The 17,438-nt window shown below is 45.7% G+C and carries 15 protein-coding genes; all 15 read left to right on the forward strand.

The features are described from left to right. Positions 1-7 precede the first annotated feature (7 nt). Genes PHS46_03180 through PHS46_03250 form a run of 15 tightly spaced genes read left to right on the forward strand, consistent with a single transcriptional unit; the run spans position 8 to position 17,434 of the window. A complete protein-coding gene (locus tag PHS46_03180) occupies positions 8-1,318 on the forward strand; it encodes a glycosyltransferase (protein MDD3905517.1) in 1,311 nt (436 codons plus the stop codon). Further along, a complete protein-coding gene (locus tag PHS46_03185; GenBank protein ID MDD3905518.1) occupies positions 1,311-2,669 on the forward strand; it encodes a glycosyltransferase family 4 protein in 1,359 nt (452 codons plus the stop codon). Before PHS46_03180 ends, PHS46_03185 begins: the two co-directional genes overlap by 8 nt. Further along, positions 2,666-4,120 (forward strand): radical SAM protein, encoded by a 1,455-nt coding sequence (locus PHS46_03190; GenBank protein MDD3905519.1) that lies wholly within the window; start codon positions 2,666-2,668, stop codon positions 4,118-4,120. Before PHS46_03185 ends, PHS46_03190 begins: the two co-directional genes overlap by 4 nt. Then, on the forward strand, positions 4,121-4,981 hold the full coding sequence (locus PHS46_03195) for a hypothetical protein (GenBank protein MDD3905520.1): 861 nt from the start codon (positions 4,121-4,123) through the stop codon (positions 4,979-4,981). It abuts the gene before it with no gap. Beyond that, a complete protein-coding gene (locus PHS46_03200) occupies positions 4,953-5,891 on the forward strand; it encodes a class I SAM-dependent methyltransferase (GenBank protein ID MDD3905521.1) in 939 nt (312 codons plus the stop codon). The genes PHS46_03195 and PHS46_03200 overlap by 29 nt, the downstream gene beginning before the upstream one ends. Positions 5,892-5,900: 9 nt before the next feature. After that, entirely contained in the window at positions 5,901-6,980 is a 1,080-nt protein-coding gene (locus tag PHS46_03205) for a radical SAM protein (protein MDD3905522.1), read from the forward strand. A gap of 8 nt (positions 6,981-6,988) precedes the next feature. Continuing rightward, positions 6,989-8,470 (forward strand): hypothetical protein, encoded by a 1,482-nt coding sequence (locus PHS46_03210; GenBank protein MDD3905523.1) that lies wholly within the window; start codon positions 6,989-6,991, stop codon positions 8,468-8,470. After that, entirely contained in the window at positions 8,467-9,825 is a 1,359-nt protein-coding gene (locus tag PHS46_03215) for a radical SAM protein (protein MDD3905524.1), read from the forward strand. The genes PHS46_03210 and PHS46_03215 overlap by 4 nt, the downstream gene beginning before the upstream one ends. A gap of 7 nt (positions 9,826-9,832) precedes the next feature. Further along, complete coding sequence (locus PHS46_03220) at positions 9,833-10,792, forward strand: glycosyltransferase (protein ID MDD3905525.1); 960 nt, start codon at positions 9,833-9,835, stop codon at positions 10,790-10,792. Beyond that, a complete protein-coding gene (locus tag PHS46_03225; protein MDD3905526.1) occupies positions 10,780-11,520 on the forward strand; it encodes a class I SAM-dependent methyltransferase in 741 nt (246 codons plus the stop codon). Before PHS46_03220 ends, PHS46_03225 begins: the two co-directional genes overlap by 13 nt. Continuing rightward, positions 11,517-12,998, forward strand: a complete 1,482-nt coding sequence (locus tag PHS46_03230) for a radical SAM protein (protein ID MDD3905527.1) — start codon at positions 11,517-11,519, stop codon at positions 12,996-12,998. The genes PHS46_03225 and PHS46_03230 overlap by 4 nt, the downstream gene beginning before the upstream one ends. Beyond that, on the forward strand, positions 12,998-14,212 hold the full coding sequence (locus PHS46_03235) for a glycosyltransferase (GenBank protein ID MDD3905528.1): 1,215 nt from the start codon (positions 12,998-13,000) through the stop codon (positions 14,210-14,212). Before PHS46_03230 ends, PHS46_03235 begins: the two co-directional genes overlap by 1 nt. Further along, positions 14,209-15,306: a glycosyltransferase family 4 protein gene (locus PHS46_03240; protein ID MDD3905529.1), complete on the forward strand. Its 1,098-nt coding sequence runs from the start codon at positions 14,209-14,211 to the stop codon at positions 15,304-15,306. Before PHS46_03235 ends, PHS46_03240 begins: the two co-directional genes overlap by 4 nt. Continuing rightward, positions 15,303-16,706 carry a radical SAM protein gene (locus tag PHS46_03245; protein MDD3905530.1) on the forward strand — a complete coding sequence of 468 codons (1,404 nt, stop codon included), beginning with the start codon at positions 15,303-15,305 and terminating at the stop codon, positions 16,704-16,706. Before PHS46_03240 ends, PHS46_03245 begins: the two co-directional genes overlap by 4 nt. After that, entirely contained in the window at positions 16,703-17,434 is a 732-nt protein-coding gene (locus PHS46_03250; protein MDD3905531.1) for a glycosyltransferase family 2 protein, read from the forward strand. Before PHS46_03245 ends, PHS46_03250 begins: the two co-directional genes overlap by 4 nt. The last annotated feature ends 4 nt before the right edge of the window (positions 17,435-17,438 follow it).

Consider the following 17,438-nt stretch of genomic DNA (forward strand, 5'->3'; position numbering starts at 1 on the left):
AGGAGACTTGAAGAAGAATAAGGTTCTGATGATATCGTATCTGTGGCCTCCCATGGAAGACGTAGGGGTGGGCAGGGCATTAAAGTTTGCAAAGTATCTTTCCGATTATAACTGGGAACCCGTAGTCCTTACTATAGATCGCGGAGATGCCCGTTCTGACTATGCGGACGAAGCGGGCAAAATAAGGACTATCAAGACGGATTACGTGGATGTTATCGAAAAAATAAAGAGTGCCATATTTTTTAAACGCCCGGCTTCGGCGAACCGATCCGCCGATGTAAAATGCGCAGGCGAGCTTCAAAGACGAAATCATTTGGCGGAAGCCGTTCGCGAGCTTATCTCTATACCCGACGAAAGAATAGGATGGTATAAATTTGCGGTTCAGTCCGGTATGAATATTATCGAAAAAGAAGGCGTAGATGTCATATTCAGTACATCGCCTCCCGAAACGGCTAACTTGATAGCGCGAACGTTAAAAAAGAAATGCCACATACCATGGGTTGCCGATCTTAGGGATCTTTGGGCTGATGACCATTATCGGCAAAGGCATCCGTTTAAAAAATCTGTTTTAAGGTTTATGGAAAAGCGTGTGCTAAAAGATGCGGATGCGGTGATAACGGTATCTGAACCTTGGGCTGAAACGCTTCGCGCTAATTCTTCCGGCTGTGACAGGGTAAAGGTGATAGAGAACGGATTTGACGAAGACGAATTTTCAGGCAAAAGCTACAAGAAGAACGATAAATTAGTCATCGCATACACCGGTAAACTGCACAAAACCTATCAGCCGTTAGAAGCTTTTTTTAAAGCTCTGAGGGATCTGGTCGGCGAAGGCCTGATAAGCAGTGATAAGATCGATGTCCGGTTTTATGTTTTCGGATATGATAAGCCGGATATAAAAACGCTCGCAGTCAGGTATGGAATTAGTTCAATAGTACATGAATATGGCAGGACCGGCCGCGAGGAAGCGCTGAAGATACAGCGCGCGGCTGATGCGTTGCTGTTCGTTCAGTGGCAGGGCGCGGGCGGGGATGGATGGTATTCGGCCAAGATATATGACTACATAGGAGCAAGGCGGCCTATCCTGGCCATAGCCAAAGACGGAGGTATCGTGTCCGGCCTTATCAAAAAAGTCTCCGGCGGCATAGTTGCCGACGGGGAAGAAGCTTTGAAAAACGCTATTCTGAAACTTTATGACGAGTATATTAAAAACTCCTCCGTAAGGTATGCCGGCGATGAAAACGAAGTGTTAAAACAGACAAGGTACGCGCGAACCGGCGAGCTGGCCGGTATCTTAAACTCGGTGATAAAACATGGCTAAACGTAATATGTTAAGCGTAATTATGTCCCCAATTGATATCGCTGTTTTTCTCGCGCTATATATTGGTACATTTTTATGTATAGCGGTTTTATGTGTAGCAAATAATTTTCGTAAGACAAAGAAGGCGGTTGCCGGCAATGTCTTACAGTTGGTCCATTTCAGCATAGATGATATTGAGCGGGATAAAGCCTCGAACATTCTTTTTAAATCGGATCTCGACGGATATTTTAAAAGAGTGGTTACTGTTCTGTTCTCCAGTTCAAATCCGAGGCGGATCGATAAACAATATAATCCTTCGCACAGAGTTATAAATATTCCCCAGCGCCCGGAAAATATTCTGGAACTTATAGGTTTCGCGAAAACGAATCTGGCGATAAGCGCCCTCGGTCTTTTTTGCAGGTGCATTAAATTGATCAAAGCCGAGGAGATATCGCTGATAAGAGCGCAGGATCCGTTTATGCTTGGCCTGACGGCTTTTGTCGCGTCGTTGTGCACGGGCATTCCTTATACGATACATGTCGTCCATAATTATGATGTATCGACACGAGCATTGCAAAGGCTGGTATTCCCGCCGTTTTTATTAAGGGCGGTTGAGGATAAAGTTGAAAAGCTTGTGTTTAAGAACAACCTATTCACAACCTCAAGCTACATAAATTACAGGTTTTATGCCATATCCCACGGCGCGAATGAAGCGACGGCATTTTCATTGCGTACGCCGGTGCAGGGCGCCCACTTTAAGGAACTGGCGTCGCGCAGAAACCTGAAAGAGGAGTTGGGGCTGTCGGGTAAGTCGATGTTGTTTTACGCGGGGCGGATAGAGAAGGTTAAGTTCGTCGAAGATCTTGTGGTGTGCCTTAACAATGTGAGAAAAGCGGCGCGGGATGTTGTGCTTGTGGTGGCAGGAGATGGAAAGCTGAAGAGCCGGATGGAAGCGCAGGCCGAGGAATTCGGTATATCCGATTCTTTGATATTCCTCGGGAAGGTATCGCACGATAGGCTGGCAGACCTTTATTTCTCATCGGACGTTATATTATTTACCCATGCGGGTATTACTATAGTCGAGGCCGCTTTATCGGAAAAACCTGTAGTTTCGTATGATCATGACTGGGCATGTGAATTTTTAGGATATAACGAGAGAGGGCTTGTGGCGCAATTCAAAGATAGCGGGGAGCTGGCACGATTGACGGTAAAATTATTGAAGGATAGGCAATTGGCATCAGAACTGGGCGCCTCAGCCAGGGCTTTCGGGCTTAAATATTTCAATGATAAGGCAATAAAGGATATGGAGATCTCTGTTCTTAACCGGTTTCTTGTGAAAAATAATTCGCAGGAACAAGGGGAGTTTTTATGAAAGGTAAAGCCGTAATAGCGCTGGTGATAATGGAAAGCGACAGGGTTTTGCATCCTCTCGGAGTTTTGTATCTCGGAGATGCTTTGAAAAAGGCCGGATACGATGTCCGCCTTTTCAATGTATTTCCCGAAGGCATCCCATCCGCCGCCCGCGAGATAGCCGCTATTAAGCCGCTCTTTGTCGGAATATCGACGTTGACGGGATTGCAGACGGAGAAGAGTTATGAAATAACCAAAGCTATCAAGGCTATCGATAAAAGCATCAAGATAGTGTGGGGAGGCGTTCATCCGAGCATGCTTCCCGAAGATTGCTTAAAAGATGAAGATATCGACATCGTATCCATAGGGGAGGGGGAGGAGCTAATAGTGGATCTCGCCGACTCTTTTCTCCGGGGCTCGGCCCTTAACGGCGTAAAAGGAATAGGGCATAAATCGGCGGGAAGTAATATTATTAATCCCGCGCGGGATTTTATATCGAACCTTGACCTCTATGAGCCGGACTGGACGCTTATTGACGCCGAGAAGTGCATATCCGTCCTACCGGATGGACGCAGACAGATAGATTTTATAACTTCCAGGGGGTGCCCGCACAGGTGCGCCTTCTGTTACAATCAAAAATTCAACAAGAGAAGATGGCGGAAACATTCTTACGAATATGTTATCGAAAAACTGGGTTATCTGAATAAAAAACACGGTGTCCGGGCGATACAACTGCACGATGACAATTTTTTCGTGGATATGCCCCGCGCCTTTCGTATCCTCGAGAAGATGCAGGAGATGGATATCGCGAATACCAATTGCATGATAAGGCTGGAGGCATTGAATACGGACATATTAAAAAAACTGAGAGCACTCGGAACCAGGCGCATATTTGTAGGATGGGAATCCGGCAATGACAGGGTTTTGAAGTTCATAAATAAAGATCTTACCAAAGATACCATATTGAAACAGTTTGAGCTCCTGGCGGATTTCCCGGACATAGCGGTAACGGCCGCGGGTATAATAGGATTCCCTACCGAAACGTGGGAAGAGATATGTGAAACGATCGACCTTGGCATTAAATTGGCCGAGATGGTGCCGAGTACGGTTGTGGAGTATCAGACATTTCTTCCGTATCCTGGATCGCACTTGTACGATATCGCGATAAAGAGCGGTTACAAGGCGCCGGAAAACATCACCGGTTACGGCAAATTTAATGTCTATGGGACAGACATGGATCTCACGTGGCTTCCGTGGGCCAATAAAAACACCAAGGAGATATTTAACAGGATTGACAAATACGGAAAGCTTCTTACGCATTCCAAATCGTCAAGCCCGGTGCGGAGTTGCGCAAAAGAGTTGTTTTACAGGCTAAGCAAAGCCAGACTTCGGAGCAGGCACTTTGCTTTTCCGTGGGAAATATGGGTGCTTTATAATTTTAACAGGTACTACAACCCGAAGAGCCCATTTTAAATGTCAATATTTCCGGATAAGATCTCGAAGATAGGGTGGTATCTTAAAAAAGTTGAGTTTCCCGCAAGAAGCTTTCCTGCGGGGTTTAATTTTTGTATTCACACAGAGATGATTCACGACGACGACACATATAATTCGGTCAGGAAGTTCGCGAAGAAATTCAACGCGTATACCGGCAAGAAGATTGCTGTTTGTATCATGACACCCGCCTGCCCGCTCATAAGATCTTCGATGGAAAAGGCGGGTGTTTCGGACGGAGAGTTCCGCTCGAGAGTTACCGCTATATCGGAATTTGCCGAGATCGGGTACCATGGGCACTTTTATTTAACCGGCGGTAGTACTCTTACGCAGATCTCGCACATGAATTACGACAAGGAGGCCATCAGGGCGCAAATCGATGAAGAGATGGCGTGGTTTAAAGTCTCCGGTATTTATCCTGCGGTGTATATAGCCGGCTGGTGGTTTTTGACGGCGGATATAGTCGCAAAACTTGAAAGCTGCGGGTTTTTGATAGACGTATCGATAAGAAGAGGGAAAATCGATACGGCCGGCGGTAAATATCTTGAAGATGCGATTATCCCGAAATACGGCCAGCCATTTATACTGCCGCCATCAAAAAACATCGTAGAGATACAGAGCGTTTTCGGTCCCGTGATGCCGCCGCCCATTATGCGGGGGCATTTGTCGCCGTATCTTAAAGAAGACGTTGACCGGCAGTTATCTTTTATTTTTCCCTTGCACGATTGGGATATTGCGAAGTATTACCGGAATATATGGTTGAATGTGCGCGAACTGGAAGGGTGTAAAAAGACAATAGAATGGATGAATCTAAATGAAATGCGTGACCGCTTTCTCCGCTGAAATGAGAGAAAAAATAAAAAGCATAGGCGCTAAGGCCAATAAATCGGCCGGTGATCTTCAGCCGTGGCCGAACTATTTTGATGCCAAGGCCATGGAATTCGGGATAGTCTCCAACTTTTGCGATATAGGTAATGCGCGGTGTGCTCTTGAAATAGGGTGCGGCAATGGCTTTACCTCAGCCATGCTTTCCGCGGTTGCGGACAAAGTAGTTGCGTTCGACCTTCCGGGCAAGGCGGAATCCAGTCATTCCCTCGGGATAAATATTGCGAGGGAGCTTTTTGCGCGGCTTGGAATTAATAAGATCGACGTTGTCGGAGGATCCGCCGAAAGCCTGCCTTTTTCAGATGGTTCCTTCGATCTGGTTTTTTCCGCATACGCGATCCAGTATGTGAAGGATAAAGACAAGGCACTGAGTGAGATCCGCAGGGTTTTGAAACCCGGCGGCAGGGCTATAATGATAATGCCGAATTTTACAGAGCGTCTTTTTGTGCCTGTGATGAAACTCGAATATATAATCGCCGAGGCCTCGCGTAGATTGATGGGACTTTTTCGTAGAAAAAGAGCGACGCAATATGGTTCCAGCCAAATCGCGTCAGGCGCCCGGAGGGTAAGCGCAGGCGGTATATTGCGCTATATAGCGCTAAAGCCGGATGGTTGTTACGGAAGTTTCATTGAAGAGCTTTTTCGCCATACTCCGTGGGCCTGGAAGAGTCTTTTTAAAAAGAACGGTTTTATAATAAAAAGCACCTTTTCTACCGAAATCTTTCCTGCCGGAGTTTTTGGTATATTGAATTCATCGCTTGGTAAGATGGCCGCCGGAAAAGCAGGCCGTCTTAGTTTAAAGGTCGGCGCTTTTCCTGTGATAAAAAATGCTGGATACTCTTTTGGCGTTGTTGCAATAAAACCCTGAGAAGAAAACATGGATATCGCCGCTATTAAAGAAGCTGTAAACACTATGCTGTCGGACTATACCGCCGGCCAGAAGTTGAATTATCTTAAATATCTTTTTTCATCTGGAAACGAGGTGTTGGGATACGATCCGTTGACTATATCGATAGTGGCTACAGGACGCTGTACTTTGGGTTGCGATATGTGCCCGACCCATTCTCGCATCGTGCCCAAAGATTATAAACATATACAGAAAAACACAAAGGATATCGACCTCGCGTTATTTACGGACATAGTTGACCGTTTTAAGAACGCGCTTACGCTACAGATAATAGGATCGGGTGAGCCTCTTTTAAACAAAGATCTTTTCAGGATGATAGATTATGCCGCCGGCAGGTCTATGGTCGTGAAGACGTTTTCTAACGGCACGACGATCAGTGATAATATCGGCAAGATACTTGCTTCACGCCTGGAAGGCATCACCATAAGCCTGAACGGGCATAACCCGGAAGAATTTAAAAGGATGACCGGGATGCGGGAAGATATCTATAAAAATATATATAATTCCGTAAAAAAATTGATCGAAGAGAGAAACCGGACAGGTTCGCGGATCAGAGTCAAGCTGTCGCATATAATCGACAAATATAATTATAAGTTCATCCCCCAGATGATAAAGGCCTCCCTTGATCTTGGGGCGGATCATGTATTTTTATGTAATTTTCTCGCGGCTCCTTACGACGGATTGAATGCCGCCGAAAGAGTATTGGAAAATTCCAGTGAGGTGATACGGCAAATAAACGATATGGCAGGCAAGATGCCTTATAGCGCCCGAAGAAAGGTAACATTCCCATCGCTTCTGGATAAGAACGCCGGGGAGTGCGCATGTCGCTCACATTTTTCTCAGATACGATTTGATGGTGACGGCAACGTTTCGAGTTGTTCGATGATGCTCCTGAACATGGAAAACCAGGGAAATTATAAAGATAAGGATGTGTGGAATAACGATTTTTTTAAGGAAGCCAGAAGACGGTTTTTGTCCGATGACAGGGCGGCTCTCCCTGCGCCATGTTTATGGTGCCCCGATAATTTCGGAGTATATCCGTGGAAATAAAGGCGTGAATGAAGAGGATACTTAAAATTACATCGGTTCTAGGCGCGGCGACCCTCGTAAAGATGGCCGTGGGCCTTATCCGCGCAAAATTTCTGGCATGGCAGATAGGGCCGGCCGGGGTGGGGCGTCTTGGCCAGGCTATGATGTATTCGATATTTACCATACAGCTATGCTCGATGAATATGAGTATGGGCCTGACGAAGAATCTCTCGGAATCGCTTTCACAAAAAAAAGATGAGGATGTTTCAAAGACGATTAATATAGCCGCTACCCTACAGTTTGTGTTATCAGCTGTATTTATAATTTCCATATTGCCGTTTTCGGGCAGGGTAACCAAGTTCCTATTTTCGGATATGAGATATCTGGGATTTTTTATCGGTATCACTTTGGCTACGCCTTTTGCCGTATATATGAGCGGTATCGCCGATTCGATATTCTATAGTTTCAAGAAGATACCGGAATACGCGAAGCTTATGATCTATCACGCATTAGCCGGCCTTGTGATACTTTTTATCCTGGTATGGTTCTTTAAGACGAATGGTGCGATATTGCAGGTTATAATCGTATCCGTACTGGGATTTATACTTGCGAATTATTTCATACGTAAAGCTACTTTTGTAAAGCAAAAGGTCGATCTTCGCATTCTCGGTAACGATAAGGCCAGGCGTATATCGATAGAACTTTTCCAATACGGCCTGATAACTTTTTTGCCGGGCATGCTGACCACATTTACCATACTTTTCCTACGCAGTATATTTATAAAAGAATTCGGCATTTCGGCGAACGGATATTATCAGGTTGCCTACGCGCTCAGCTCATACTATCTGCCCTTTGTGATGAACGCGTTATGGGGTCATTTCTATCCGGAGATGTGCGCTATCAAAGATAACACCGGCATCAATCATGAAGTGAATCAATACATACGGTTTACGCTCTTTGCTTCTACGGCTATCGCCGCGCCGGTCATAATCTTCAGTAAGTATATAGTGCTCCTTGTCTTCTCGCGTGATTTTTTGAGCGCGTCGGGGCTTCTTGCCATACAGGTAACAGGAGATATATTCTTCGTCTTGTGCTGTATGTTCAGCACTTCACTCATGGCGAGAAAAAAGGTGAAGGCGCTTATATGGATTTCGATGCTCGGGTATAACCTGGCCATTGTATGTTTTTATTTCATATTTGCGAAGCTGTGCGGACTTGATATAAAGAGCCTGAATATGGCCGTAGCCGCGGCGAACGTAGTATTTGCCGTGATATACACCATATATTATAAATTGGACACCGGATTTTCACTGGCAATAGAGAATAAGGGGCTTCTTATAAAGAGCGTCATCCTTTTGATGATATTATGGTATTTGCCGGGCGCTAATATCATGACGTTCCTGGTAAAATCTTTTATTATCCCGGCGTGGTTGTTTTTATCGGCGACAAAAAAAGAGATGGATGGTTTCCGGTCATTTGTTCTATCGTTTGTAAAGGAGCGCGCGGCATGAGTGATAAAAAAATAAAGATAGCCGTTTTTTCGAATTATTTCTGGGCATATACGTCATCTAAGATAGCCAGGAAGTGTTTTCCCGGCGCCGAACTGTCGCTTCTGACATTTTCCACAGAAGAGAAGTGCGAAAAATATGATTTTGGGATGGAGGTCATAGACCTCAATAGTTTCAAGTCAAAAAATATTACAGCGTTTTTTAACGAGGCGCGCGTTATTAATAGTATGAAGTTCAGCGCGGCGGTCGTAGACCATGGTTTTAACATTCACGATGCGATTTTATTATTTTTTATTGGCTTCAAAGATATCTATATCGTAGAGCCGGACAAAGAGGGCAAGTTGCGCCGTATCGGCAGAGCGGGGTTTTTAGGGATATTCATCCGTAAGATGCCGTATTTTTTCAACAAGGCACTTATAGGTGTTTCTAAACGTTTGCGGATGAGCGTAAGTATGGGGTCGCCGTCAGAACTTTTTGTCGAAACAACAAGCGCCTGCAACCTCAAGTGCATAGGGTGCCCGACCGGACTGGGTCAGCTTAAGAGGCCACCGGTCATGATAGGCGAAGAGGTTATCAAGAGGGTTATGGAGGACAGCAGAAAAAATTTCCGGTATCTCGATATAATATACCCATTTTTTTATGGTGAACCATTACTGAATAAAAATATATTCGATTATCTCCGGAAATTTCGGGAGACCGTCTATCCGTATACGCGGATAGAGATGCATACTAACGGTAATATAGCGGATTCCGGAGCTATAGCGTCCCGCCTTATCGCCAGCGGTATTGATCTGGTAAGCATTTCGCTGGATGGCACCGACAGCGCTTCTTATGAAAGCTTCAGGCGGGGCGGGAACTTTAAGCTTGTTTTTGAGTTCATAAAGAATCTGTCGGCGGCAAAAAAAGAAGCCGGTGTCATGAAACCCGAGATAGTGGTGCAGATGATTCTTACAAAATACTCCGAAGACAGGATGGAGCGTTTTAAGGCTATGAGATCGGAGATGGGCGCGGACAGGATCGTATTTAAAGAGTTCTTTCACGAGTTTACTGAACTATCCGATGAGGAAGCGTATTCTATGGCGCCGTCCAAAAAGGAGCTTGTCCTCGACAGGGATACAAAAAAGAAGATTATAAGAAGCAAGAATAATTCGTGCGGATGGGTATACAGGGCTATCTGCGTAGCTTCCACCGGTGACATAGCCGCATGTTGTATAGATTCCAACGCTTCTTTACTGCGCGGACTGAATATAAAGGATAAGAATATCGCGAAAGTATGGAATTCACCGGAGTACAGGCAGTTCAGGAAAGGGCTTTTACGCGGCAAAATAGATATTTGTAATAAATGTTTCATGTCATAGGAACGCTATGAACATATCTCTCATAATACCAGTTAAGAACGAAGAAAAGGCTGTAGGGCCTCTCCTGGTTTCTATTATGGCCCAGACACTTGTGCCCGAAGAAATAGTTATAACAGACGGTGGTTCAACCGATAATACCGTTAGGGCAATAGAAGATTATATAAAAAAGGGGTTTCCTATAAAGATGGTACGTACGGACGACGCGTTCCCGGGTAAGGGCAGAAATCTCGCCATCGAGGCATCGGGTAATGAGCTTATCGCCATGACGGATGCGGGGATAACCCTGGATAAGAACTGGCTTGAGGAACTTGCCCAAATGTTCAGCGCTGACCCTGATCTTAAAGTGGCTTATGGTTCGTATGAGCCTGTTACAGACTCTCTTTTTAAAGAATGTTTCGCGTTACTTGCCCTATCGGCTCCGGTATCCTTGGGCGGTAGATGGACGAGAACATATTTTGTCGCATCGTCGATGATAAAAAAAGATGTATGGCGCTCCGTAGGCGGTTTCCCGGATCTGCGCTCGGCGGAGGACAAGATATTCATGGACAGGATAAAGCAAAAGCATTTTAAAACAACGGTGAATCCAAAAGCGATAGTGCATTGGAACCTGCCGGGAGATTTTTTACAGGTGTTTAAAAAAGTATCGTTATATTCGATGCACGATCTGATAGCGGGAAGATTCAATGATTGGCACAGATCCGTCACACTTATGTACCTGGCCGGATTGGTTTTCTTTATGCTTGGTTTTGCCTTCTCTCCGGCGTGGTTTTTTATTCTCGTCTTCTGCGCTCTGGCCAGATCAGCCTTGATCCTTGTTAAGAAATCGCCGGGCAGACTTTTGCCATACTTTCTTGACTTAAGAAGATTCGCCTTACTTACCGCATTGATGTTCTGGATAGATATTGCTATGTTTTATGGTATCGTATGTTATGTCGGTAAAAAATGGAGGCTCGGATGGCACAAATGACTATGAGGGAAAAGCTGTTTAAGGACTATCTTTTTAAGAACGATCTGCCGAAAGAACTTGACCATACAGTTCCTAATAAAAGGAGTTTGGAAGGCTGTGAAGCGATGTTTTTAAAATTCATACCACCCGATAAAAACATAAAGATACTTGACGTAGGGTGCGGATGCGGCCAGCTCCTTTATATGTTACGGGAACACGGCTATAATAGGATCAAGGGGGTGGATCTTGGACAGGCCCAGATAGATCTGACGAAAAAGCTCGGCATAGAGGCGGATAAGATCGATGATTTGCCAGACTACTTAGACAAAAATTATGGCTGGGATGTCGTGGTTATGAATCAAGTCATCGAGCATTTTCCCAAGGACAAAGTATATTTATACCTGGATGCTATAAAAAAATCTATTGTGCCAGGCGGCAAGATTATTATCGGAACGCCTAATATGGCGTTATTGTCGGGAGGCTTTCAAAGATATATAGATTTTACGCACGAGATAGGATTTACTGAACGATCCCTGCGGCAGGTGCTAAAAATTTGCGGATTTGAAGAAACGCAGATATCCGGCGAAGTCCCATCTTTAAAATTTCGTCCGAAGTTTTTAGTGTGGTTTTTTCTCAGGTCTATATGGTTTAAGATGCTGAGCTTTCTTTATCTTCTGGAGAGAGGAACTGAAAGACCAGGGATCATATCGAGGCACTTAATAGCGGTTGCAAAAAAATCTCTCAAATGAAAATCATGCTCATATATCCGCTTCTTTCCAGGCGGCGGGCCAAGGTCGATGAGAACAAACAGTTTTGGCCGCCGTTGGGGCTTGCGTATATAGCTTCCGTATTAGAGAGGGGCGGCCATGAGGTTGAGATATTGGACAGGGATGTGATATTGCGCAAAAATAATCTCGATTTCGAAAAGGGGGACGCTTTTATACTCGATAGGATCAGGCAATTTTCTCCGGGCATATTAGGCATAAGCGTAACAACGCCCAATATGCCGGATGTCGCTTACCTGTCGAACCTGATAAAAAGCTCTTTTAAAAAACCTATGATAGTCGTGGGCGGGCCGCATGTATCAGGCGAGCCGATTTTGACTATGAAAGAGGCGCCTTCATGCGATGTAGCGGTAAGAGGAGAAGGAGAGTTTACGCTATTGGAATTGGCCGACGGGAAGTCCTTGACGGACGTATCGGGTATCTCTTACAGATCCGCCTCTTCCGCAGTTTCTAATATCGATAGGATGCCTATCGCCGACATAGACGAGCTTCCGCTCCCAGCCCGCCATCTTTTAGATATGAAGCTATATACCCGGCCGAGCCGTTTTACGAGCAGAAACTTAAGCTTACGCACGACGTCGATCTTTACGGCACGCGGATGTCCCTACAGATGCAATTTTTGCGCCGGTCCGCTTGTATTTAGCGGCAAGGTAAGATTCCATTCTCCGGCGAGAGTTATAAAAGAGATAGAGGAGCTTATTACGAAATATGACGTCGAAGCGCTCTACTTTGCCGAAGACATGTTCCTAAGTTCGAAGAAACGCGCCGAGGACATCCTGAGCCTTTTTATAGAAAAAGGTATAAATAAAAAGATAAAATGGATCGCGCAGGCAAAGGCGAATATTATAACGAAAGAACTGCTCGAACTTATGAAGGAATCTGGTTGCGTAGGCGTCGAGTATGGATTTGAATCCGGTTCGCAAAGGGTGCTTGACCTGATGAACAAAAAGCTGAGCATAGAAGATAGCGTTAAGGCGGCGGCCCTCACAAGGCGTTCGCACCTGCGTTTCCAGGCGAATATCATCGTGGGTTATCCGGGAGAGCGTATCGAAGATTTTAGACAGACTACGTCATTCATAAAGAAGATACGTGCCAATATGATAGGCTTCAACCTCTTTATGCCGCTTCCCGGCACGCCAAGTTATGAAAAACTGAAGACGAACGGCACTCCTCTACCCAGATGGGAAGATGTCGGCGACCAGGAATCACCCGGTACAAATTATGCCGACATGCCCGAAGGTGTTTTCGAAAAGATGTATTACGAGGCGCGGCTCAAGACCATATTACCAATAAACTTATGGAACTTTATACTCGATAACGCCGCGCATCCGTTGCGGCTTCTCAAAGTAGGGATGACCCAATTTGGCGGAGTGCTGGTCAAGACACTGCGCAGTATATCGAAGCTGAACGGTATAAATAAAAAGATCAGGGCGGGGCGATAGTGAGCGAGCAAAGAGCGCTTTACATAACTTACGACGGTGCGCTGGAGCCGATAGCGCAGTCCCAGGTATTGAATTATATACGCCGTCTGGCTAAAGATGGTTTTAAATTTTATCTCGTTTCTTTTGAAAAGAAAGAAAATCTGCGCGACGAGGCATATCTTTCCAGAATGGCTGAGGGTATGGCCAGAAACGGGATAGTGTGGCTACGTCTTAAATACCATGCGAGGCCGAAAGTATTGGCAACATTTTTTGATATTATCCTGGGTGGTATATTCTGTTTCTTCGTAGTTTTGAAAAATAGGATAGGGATCATACATGTGAGGGCAGAAATGCCGGCCACTATGGCATTGCCGGCTCTGCTTATACCCGGGATAAGGTTTATCTATGACAGGCGCGGCGTGATGGCATACGATTATGTGGAGGGTGGGCTATGGCCGAAAAACAGGGCGATGACAAAGTTTTTATGCAGGTCTATAAATGCTCTCGACAGGGTATTCCTGAATCGCGCGGATCATGTGGTAGTCCTGTCGAGGAAGATGAAAGATTTCCTCGGGGAGAATTTTTTTAAGTCGAAGAAAAACGATAAGGTGAGAGTTATACCATGCTGTGTTGACGTAGATAAGTTTGTGCCTGCCCGGCCGGACGCCTCAGGCGATCGCGGCAGTTTTACACTCGTGTACAGCGGTTCTCTCGGGACATGGAATATGCTTAATGAGATGGTGGATTTTTTTAGCGAATTAAAAAGGCATAAAAATAACGCGCATTTTTCCATAGTTACGCAATCGCCTGTCCGGATGGTCGAGGATACCGTCGGCGGCCGTTTGAAACGTGAGGATTACACTGTCCGCAGTGGCCGGTACGAAGAGATGCCCGGGTATATTGCCGAGGCGGATGCCGGGATCATATTCAGGATACCGGGTTTTGCTAAGACCGCGGCTTCTCCTACGAAATTCGGTGAGTATCTGGCGTGCGGGGTACCGGTAGTGATAAATTCGGGGATAGGAGACACGGAAGAACTGGTTCGCGGCGGCAGGATAGGAGTGATCGTCGATAGATTTTGTGAGGATGATTACAGGTCGGCGGCTCTGGAATTACTTAAAATGCACGCTGAAGGCAAGTTTTTACGGCAACGGTGCAGAGATGCGGGCGTTAAGGAGTTTTCGCTCGCCGGCGGCGTGGAAAAATATCTGGAAATATACAGGAGCTTGAGATGAAGATACTATTTTTAGTTCCATATCCTTCCGAAGGAGCCTCCAATCGCATAAGGGTTGAACAGTTTATTCCTTACCTGAATTCCGCCGGGATAGTGACCAGAGTCAGACCATTTGTGAACAAAAAATTTTACGAGGTATTATATCTTCCGAAACATTATATGAAAAAAATATTCTGGTTTTCCCTGTGTACTTTTAACAGGATTCTGGATATCGCCAGAGCAATAAAATATGACGTGATATTTATACACAGAGAGGCCTATCCTTTGGGCGGAGCTATTATCGAAAGCATACTGCACATGATGGGCAAGCCGATAGTATATGATTTCGACGACGCTATATACCTGCCGAACACAAGCGAGCATAATGTCTATATCGAACGGCTGAAGAATCCGCGTAAGACAGAGCGTATAATAAAAATGGCGAATCTGGTTATCGCGGGTAATGGCTATCTAAAAAAATATGCGGAACATTATAGCGCTAACGTGCATATAATCCCGAGTTCCGTCGACACCGCGCGTTATACTCATCCCGTGATGCCGGGTTCGGACGATAAGGTCGTTATAGGATGGATTGGCAGTGATACGACAAAGCGTTTTCTTCGCGTTATTAAAGAGGCGCTCGAAGAGCTATCGGGCCGGTATCCTAAAATGTTCCTTAAGGTGGTAGGAGCGTCGCCTTTCAATTCAAAGCTTCCGAATGTTATAAATAAAAGATGGGCCATGGAAGACGAGATAACCGATTTGCAAAGTTTCGATATAGGCGTTATGCCAATGCCCAACAATGAATGGACCCGGGGGAAATGTGGATTTAAAGCGCTTCTCTATATGTCATGCGGCGTGCCGGTTGTCGCGGCAAATGCCGGCGTCAACGCGGAGATCATAAAAGACGGCGATAATGGTTTTCTCGCTTCCAACACCAGAGAATGGATAAAGAAACTCACCATTCTTATAGAGGATAAGGAGCTTCGCCGTAAAATGGGAGACAGGGGCAGGCAGACCGTGGAGAGGTTGTATTCGGTAAAGAGCAATGCCCCGAAGTTTGTGGCGCTTGTATCTGGTATCGCGAAATCGGACTCAAAAGAGGTGTCCGGGTGAAAATATTACTGATAAACCCGTCGCAGAGAGCCGCATACGGCAAGTTTACCGATGTGCCGACGTTCTTTCCTATGGGGCTCGGGTATCTGGGCGCCTCACTGGAGAAGGGCGGGCACGAAGTTACTCTTGTGGATATGGATGCCCAGGGTCTTACCGAAGCGGGCCTTAAAGAAATACTCGATCGTACAGGATATGGCCTTGTAGGCATAACCGCGACTTCACCGACGGTGAAGAGTGCCTTCAAATTGGCCGCGTTCGTGAAATCCGGCGCGAATGCCCGCGTAGTGCTGGGCGGCGTTCATCCGACGCTTTTTCCTGATCATGTATTCGAATGTAATGATGTCGATTTTGCGATAAGAGGTGAGGGTGAAAATGCAATATTAGAATTAGCCGAGGCTCTGGGAAAGGATGCGGCGCTGGGTGGAATATTGGGGCTATCGTTCAGGGGCCCGGAAGGTATTTTACATAATCCGCCGCGACCCCTGATAGAAGACCTGGACAGCCTGCCTTTTCCCATAATGCATAAACTGAACAAAAACCTTTATTCTTATCCCAATTCTCTCATGAAAAGGATAGCGCCTATATTGACATCGAGGGGTTGCCCGGGCCGATGCACATTTTGCTGTACAAAAAAGACTTTTGGGACGCGTATAAGATACAGGAGCGCTGAAAACGTAGTGGCCGAGCTCGCCTATCTTAAAGATAATTTCGGCACTCAGGAAATACATGTATGGGACGACAATTTTATTACCAATAAAAAATTCATAGTAGAGTTAAAGGATTTGATGAGAAAACGCGGCCTCTCTTTCAAGATATGTCTTGTTAACGGCGTCCGGGTCGATTTTTTTACGGAAGAGATGGCGGGATATTTGAAGGAGATGGGGGTTTATTCAATCGCTTTTGGCATCGAATCCGGGAGTCAGAGGGTTCTTGACGGAGTAAAGAAGGGCATAAAACTCGAAACTTCTATTAAAGCTGTGGCTATGGCCAGGAGATTTGGATTTGAGACATGGGGATTTTTCATGCTGGGCCTGCCCGGGGATGATAAGCAGACGATAAAAGAGACGATAGATTTTTCCGTGAAACTCGACCCTGATATAGCTAAGTTCCATATATTAAAGCCGTTTCCCGGCACAGAGGTTTATGACAAACTTAAAGAAGACGGCTGTTTATTGAGCATGGATTTTGACAGGTATGGCATACATACCGGGCCAGTCCACAGACTGCCGGGACTGACAGAGGACGATATGATCAAAGCGCAGAAGGCGGCGTACAAGGCATTCTATTTCAGGCCCAAAAAGATATTGAGCCAAATAAATAAACTTAAAAGTTTTGAAAGAGTAAAATTCCTGGCCAAGGCATCGTTTAATATGGTGAAAATATTAAGAGGTGACGTATGAAGCTTTCTGTAGTAATGCCGGCGCATAATGAGGAAGATTGCATCCAGCAGGCGGTAACTGAAGTGGTCGAAGAGCTGGTGAAGAGCGCGATAGAGTATGAGCTGGTACTGGTAAATGACAACAGTACCGACTCTACGCCTGAGGTAGCGAGGAAACTCCAGGCAAAGTTTAAAGGGATAAAGATTATCGACAGGACGCCGCCCGGCGGGTTCGGCAGGGCGGTACGGGACGGGCTCGACGCGGCTACCGGGGGCGCGGTCGTGATAGTAATGGGGGATATGTCGGACGACCCAAAGGACATAGTCAGATATTTCCGCAAGATCGAAGAGGGGTACGATTGCGTGTTCGGATCCCGGTTTATAAAAGGAAGCATAGTCAAAGACTATCCACCGCTTAAACTTTTCATAAATCGCCTCGCGAATAATTTTATCCGTACACTTTTTTTTGTAAAACAAAACGATATTACCAATGCCTTTAAGATATATCGGAGGGGAGTGATAGAAGCGTGCCGACCGTTTTTGGCGCCATATTTTAACATTACCGTCGAGATACCCTTAAAAGCTGTAAACCGAAAGTTTAAAGTGGCACAGATGCCGATTAGCTGGTATGGCCGTAAGTCAGGTGTCTCCAAATTGCGCATGAAAGAGATGGGCAGAAAATATTTATTTACGGTTTTGTATGTTTGGTTGGAGCGAATACTGCTGAAGGATGAACTTAGGAGACCCTGACCAT

The organism is Candidatus Omnitrophota bacterium (assembly GCA_028699255.1).
Taxonomy (GTDB): domain Bacteria; phylum Omnitrophota; class Gorgyraeia; order 2-01-FULL-45-10; family 2-01-FULL-45-10; genus FEN-1322.

Bases quoted from the DNA above. Each gene is read 5' to 3' on its own strand.
- PHS46_03190 (MDD3905519.1), top strand. From the start codon at position 2,666: ATGAAAGGTAAAGCCGTAATAGCGCTGGTGATAATGGAAAGCGACAGG.
- PHS46_03210 (MDD3905523.1), top strand. From the start codon at position 6,989: ATGAAGAGGATACTTAAAATTACATCGGTTCTAGGCGCGGCGACCCTC.
- PHS46_03220 (MDD3905525.1), top strand. From the start codon at position 9,833: ATGAACATATCTCTCATAATACCAGTTAAGAACGAAGAAAAGGCTGTA.
- PHS46_03225 (MDD3905526.1), top strand. From the start codon at position 10,780: ATGGCACAAATGACTATGAGGGAAAAGCTGTTTAAGGACTATCTTTTT.
- PHS46_03230 (MDD3905527.1), top strand. From the start codon at position 11,517: ATGAAAATCATGCTCATATATCCGCTTCTTTCCAGGCGGCGGGCCAAG.
- PHS46_03250 (MDD3905531.1), top strand. From the start codon at position 16,703: ATGAAGCTTTCTGTAGTAATGCCGGCGCATAATGAGGAAGATTGCATC.
- PHS46_03215 (MDD3905524.1), top strand. From the start codon at position 8,467: ATGAGTGATAAAAAAATAAAGATAGCCGTTTTTTCGAATTATTTCTGG.
- PHS46_03205 (MDD3905522.1), top strand. From the start codon at position 5,901: ATGGATATCGCCGCTATTAAAGAAGCTGTAAACACTATGCTGTCGGAC.
- PHS46_03240 (MDD3905529.1), top strand. From the start codon at position 14,209: ATGAAGATACTATTTTTAGTTCCATATCCTTCCGAAGGAGCCTCCAAT.
- PHS46_03185 (MDD3905518.1), top strand. From the start codon at position 1,311: ATGGCTAAACGTAATATGTTAAGCGTAATTATGTCCCCAATTGATATC.
- PHS46_03195 (MDD3905520.1), top strand. From the start codon at position 4,121: ATGTCAATATTTCCGGATAAGATCTCGAAGATAGGGTGGTATCTTAAA.
- PHS46_03200 (MDD3905521.1), top strand. From the start codon at position 4,953: ATGAAATGCGTGACCGCTTTCTCCGCTGAAATGAGAGAAAAAATAAAA.